This window comes from Buttiauxella gaviniae ATCC 51604 (genome assembly GCF_001654835.1).
Taxonomy (GTDB): Bacteria; Pseudomonadota; Gammaproteobacteria; order Enterobacterales; family Enterobacteriaceae; genus Buttiauxella; species Buttiauxella gaviniae.
Window position 1 is genome coordinate 1 of sequence record NZ_LXEP01000061.1, and the last position, 5900, is coordinate 5900.

The 5900-nt window shown below is 48.2% G+C and carries 2 protein-coding genes; both read right to left on the bottom strand.

Annotation, left to right across the window (positions count from 1 at the left end):
- The coding region (locus tag M977_RS23335) for a hypothetical protein (protein WP_157092132.1) at nucleotides 1–2343 on the bottom strand (2343 nt) is incomplete at its 3' end.
- Between the two features lie 1802 nt (nucleotides 2344–4145).
- Nucleotides 4146–5900, bottom strand: a 1755-nt coding sequence (locus M977_RS23340; RefSeq protein ID WP_157092133.1) for a beta strand repeat-containing protein, incomplete at its 5' end; no start/stop codon positions are given.

The window sequence follows — 5900 nt, forward strand, 5'->3', positions numbered from 1 at the left end:
AAATGTGCAGCCCGCTATCTGCTCGGCGGTAAATCCTGCAGCAGCGGTATCAGACATGTAATTAGCATGTGCCATCGCGTTAATTTGCGTCACGCTCAGTGAGCTAATCTGCTGTGCAGTGATCCCCTGGTACAGGGTCTGACTCAATTTCCCAATGGTTGAGGTTGTTAACCCGGAGATATTTAACAAACCAAATTGTGCAGAGGTCATCGAACTTAATTTAGTCATACCGGCAACCTGATCCGCGGTGAGCTGCCCAAGCTGTACATCGGTCAGCCCCGGGATTGCCGTTGTGCTGAGCGCGTTTAACCACGCCACTGGAAGCCCGGACAAATTCACATTAATGGCAGAAACCTGATCGGCGGTTAACCCCGCGACAGCCGCAGTGGGGAGCAATTCAGGGTGCTGAATTGCCTGGATTTGTTCAGTACTTAATGAGGTGATTTGCTGTGCAGTCAAGGTTGCATACTGTGCCGAAGTCCAGCCCGCAATCTGGGTGGTGGATTGCCCAGAAATATTAAGAAGCCCCAGCTGTGTTTTACTCAGGCTGGTCAGGTTATTCATCGTGCTGACCTGTGAGGCAGTAAGGGCAGATAAATGGGCTTTGTCCAGTGCTTTGACTGTGGCGGCAGTGATCTGGTTTAGCTGAGTGGCTGAAAGGGCCTGCAATGCTGGCAGACTCAGACTGTTGAGCCATGCGGCTGACAGTCCGGTGACATTAATCGCAGGGAGCTGGTCTGCTGTCAATCCCGCGACAGCTGCTGCGGGGATCCATTCAGGATGCTGAAGAGCCTGGATTTGTGCGTTACTGAATGATGTGATTTGTTGTGCAGACAGCGTTGCATACTGATCCTTAGTCCAGCCTGCGATTTGGTCTGTCGTTAATCCATCGGCAACCGCTGTAGGAAGCGATGTTTGCTGCTGCGGTGCTTGTACTGGTTCATTACCCTGTGACGTGGTCTGGTCTGCCGCTACTCCATCGGTACCAGCAGTAGGTTGTAACGTCTGCCGTTGCTGTGCTTGTACGGGTTCATTGCCCAGTGACGAGGTCTGTTCTGCCGTTAATCCATCGGCAACCGCTGTAGGCAGCGCTGTCTGCTGTTGCAGTACTTGTACGGATTCATTACCCAGTGACGTGGTCTGGTCTGCCGCTACTCCATCGGTACCAGCAGTAGGTTGTAACGTCTGCTGTTGCAGTGCTTGTACGGGTTCATTGCCCAGTGACGAGGTCTGTTCTGCCGTTAATCCATCGGCAACCGCTGTAGGCAGCGCTGTCTGCTGTTGCAGTGCTTGTACGGATTCATTACCCAGTGACGTATCGGCAACCGCTGTAGGCAGCGCTGTCTGCTGTTGCAGTACTTGTACGGATTCATTACCCAGTGACGTGGTTTGGTTTGTCGTTAATTCATCGGCAACAGCTGTAGGTATCCATTCAGGATGCAGAAGGGCTTGGGTTTGTTCAGAGCTCAATGAGGTAATTTGCTGTGCGGAAAGAGTGGCATACTGCGCCGGGGTCCAGTTGCTAATTGTTGCAACAGATTGCTTGGAAATATTGATTAACCCTTGTTGGGACGAGCTCAGGTTATCAAGATTATTCATCGTACTGACCTGGTCTGCGGTTAATGCTGACAGATGAATATCGTCCAGTTGGCTGAGTGTCGCAGCAGTGATCTGGTTAAGCCGTGAAGCGTTTAACGCTTGCCATGTGTCGACGGTCAGATGATTTAACCATGAAGCAGTAAAAATATTAAAGTGTGACGAGAAAGATGCAATCTGCGACGGTAGTATTCCGCTGACTGCTGATTCCGGCACCCAGTTAGGATGTGCTGTGGCATACATCTGAGAGTTATTCAAAGATGACATTTGCTGCGCTGTCAGCCCTGCATATTGCGTTGCCGTCCATTTTTTTACAGTACTGGTAGACATGCCAGAAATATTCAGTGCCCCAAATTGAGCACTACTTAACGCTGTCAGATTATTCATTGCACCCACCTGAGAAGCGGTTAACGCAGACAGATGTGAAGTATCCAGTGCGCTGAGTGTAGTTGGATTAATCTGGTTCAGTTGAATGGAGGAAAGCGCCTGTATTGCTGAGATGCTGAGACTATTAAGCCAGTCAGAGGTAAATAAAGATATATTGTTCACCAGGGCAGGGATTTGTTCTTCGGTTAAACCACTAATTGCAGATGTAGGAATCAATTCCGGATGCTGCATTTGCAGAAGTTGATCTTTTGTCATATGACTGACAAGATCGATAGTTAGCATATCATAATCAGTGTTGGACCACGTGCTGATTAAACTGAAGTCAGGGGCTGGAGCAATATCTCGAGTTGTATTAGACATAAATTACCCTTACACGAAAAATGTCTTTATGCGGAAAAATACGCAATGTGATGTATCATCTATTTAATAAATAGTAAGATGTGTTAATTTTTTAAAAAAATTAAAACCATATAGTGCATTAGTAGTGATTAACAAAAAAATAATTAGCAAGCCTCCTTCAATATCAATAGTAAGTATTCATTCCAAAGACTAGATCTCTCGCGACTATACAACATTCATTTTACTGAGCATTTTCTTAGTCAAGAAGTAACACGAGGTAATTTATATTTTATATCAAAAATCGGGGCGACAAATACGATTTTTGTCAAACCCAAAATGACCTTACCCCTTAGTAAATAATTTTTTATTGTATCTGCTGATTTATATGTTAATTTGATTGAATGGGTTAATTTTCCCTACCACCTTAAGATAATTAACTTAATATCCCCGCATTGGCCAGTAAACTTAATCTGGCAGACTGCCACGCAGCAATGGCCTCTATTCTCTGCTGCTGAACGACTGCACGGATTCCTGCCCGGTATCAAGAAGCTACTGGCTCGCTGCCAGCACATTGAGCATGGTTCTGGTATCAGCTTAGCTTTGCTGGAAAAATAAATTATTTCCCCGGTCCACTGCGTAAGCAGAACCTCCATGTAAATAAGTTTAAGAGGGGAGTTTTCATGCTAAATTAATTAAGTGTGGCTTAGGATCGCCATCGTGATTATTCCCCTGGTCGTATTAGCGACCATCCTGATACTATGACACTATCGGTAATGACGCTTTGTCCATTCGGCGGATACCTGATGAAAGGCACCAATGACCTGTAAAAAGAAAAAACTACGACCCATATAAATAGATCAGTAAAAATAAAACTTGTTTATAAAAATAATAACATGCAATCATTATGTAAAAATATCACGATGACAGCACTCTGTCAAAGAGCATCCGACTCCAATTAAAGAGTAATTTTACTTATTAAAAAGAGCTATATTGTTAATTTTTATTTATGCACCATCCCGGATGGGTTTTTTCATTACAGGTGTATTTTATGGACCTGCATTTAATTAACATATTAAATGTTTATAGATAATTAATTTATCTATACCGAAACTCTCTGTTCGTATGCTCAACTTAACTCCGGAAGAAAGATCTCAAGCCGTACGTGAGCTCTGCAACCGGCGTAAAAACACACATAACGCTGCACAAAATAAGGCGTCAGCGTTCCGGTCCTTCGCCATTTGATGGCTCATATCTTAATTGAACTGGCATTAATACTATAAAATGACGCCAGTCTCTGTCGGAGGCACTGTTGCAAATATGAATATGGACAAGACTCAGGCCTCATAATAAAGGCTTACATTTCAAAAACTCTGCTCACCAGACGCATCTCGCCCAGGGGATGATCAAAGTAAAATGATTCGGTCTGACATACCATTTATATGCAGGCGAGCTAGCATTTTTTCATGATAAGGACGGGCGAAGCCATTAATGAAGGCGATGAGTTCCGATTGTCATCACTGGACCAGGCGCATAGTAATATGCCAGGCCACTAGATTCCGTCTGCACAGGTGGGCGTCTATGTTACCTGTACAGGCTTAATGACTACATTAAGTTGGAATTACGCTTACCCTGAAAAACGGTAATAAAAATACTTTAGGGCACTCTTAATGAGATCATTAGAGTGCTCACTCCATAAAAACGCCTGATGAATTTCATCAGGCGTTTTTATATCGATAATTGTCAATTCATATTTGATATATTCAATGTATAATTGAGGAAATCAAATTATTAACAAAAAATCAAGTGCAGCTACATCATTAGCCTCATTGATACTCATCAATGAGGAGATTCGCGTTATTTGAATCATACGATGAGCCGCTAGCATCGTTGTATTGAACACTATAAATATTAGGCGTCGTACCAAGTCCACCTCCATTGTTAACAGGGCCGCTAACAGTAAACGTATAAACTCCGTTTCCTTTATCTTTGATCTTTCCTATAGTACTAGTAACCCCGCTCGGTATGATGGTAAGAGCTGATGCCATGTTTAATATTGGATTTCCACTCTGATCTGTCATTCGGAGTGTCATCGTTGCAATTGAATTTGGAGTAGCTGATAACTTGCTATAATTCGTCGTCAAATTCAATGTTACTTGGCCTACCAAGTCAACGGTGGCGGTTGTCACCGCTTTACTACCTATGTTCGCCGTCACTGTGGCCTTACCCATGGTGCTGCCTGTCATTTTAGCCGTATAGACGCCGAAGCTTTCCGTCACCGGACCGATCGTTGTACCGGTCACACCGCTCACCGTAAAGTTCACGTTTTTCAGGCCTTCCACTGCATCAAAGGTGCTGTCACGGGGTATGAAGGTCAGAGTGGTGGTGGTGGTGTTATCCGCCGGAATGCTGGTCGGGCTCGGCGTCAGATCCGAATTAGCGTTATTAACGCTATCCGACAGCTGGGCCTGGGTCGGGCTGTAGGTCACAGTCACGTTCTGGCTGCTGCCGTTAAACACCACCGGAATGGATTGATTACCCGGGGTGTTCGAGGCCGGCAGGGTCAGCGTGGCGTTACCGTTGCTGTCGGTGGTCACCGTCTGGTCAGTACCGTTCACCTTCACGGTGACAGGGGTATTTTTCAGGGGCTGACCGTCCGCGCCGGTGATCGGTACGGTGGTGGTGGTCGTACTGCTGCCGTCAGCCGGTGGCTGTGTCGTCGGAGCGGTTGCGGTACCCGCGGTGGCGCCTGCCACGTTCTGGGCGGCACTATAGGTCAGGGTCACGGTGGTGGTGTTCTCCGCCGTGTCGTTCGCGTTCGCCGTTACCGTGGCGGAACCCCCACTACTGCCTTTCAGGGTCGCGGTGTAAACGCCGTTGCTTTCCGTGACCGGGCCTACCGTGGTCCCGGTCACATCGCTCACCGTAAAGGTCACGTTGTTCAGGCCTTTCACCGGATTACCGCTACTGTCCTTCGGCGTGAAGGTCAGGGTGGTGGTGGTGGTGTTATCCGCCGGAATGCTGGCCGGACTCGCCGTCAGGGTCGACTGCGTGGCATTAACGGACGCGGCCAGCTGGGCCTGGCTCGGCGTCAGGGTCACGGTGGCGGTGTTCTCCGCCGTGCCGTTCGCCTTCGCCGTCACCGTGGCGGAACCCTGCTTGCTGCCTACCAGGGTCGCGGTGTAGACACCGTTATTTTCCGTCACCGCACTCACCGAGGTCCCGGTCACCCCCGTCACCGCAAAGGTCACATTAGTCATTCCTTTCACCGGATTGCCGCTGCTGTCCTTCGGCGTGAAGCTCAGGGTGGTGCTGGTGCTGTAATCCGCCGGAATGCTGGCCGGGCTCGCCGTCAGGGTCGACTGCGTGGCATTAACGGACGCGGCCAGCTGGGCCTGGGTCGGCGTCAGGGTCACGGTGGCGGTGTTCTCCGCCGTGCCGTTCGCGTTCGCCGTGACCGTCGCGCTACCCGGGCTGCTGCCTTTCAGGGTCGCGGTGTAGACACCGTTATTTTCCGTCACCGCACTCACCGTGGTCCCGGTCACGCCGCTCACCGCAAAGGTCACATTACTCATCCCTTT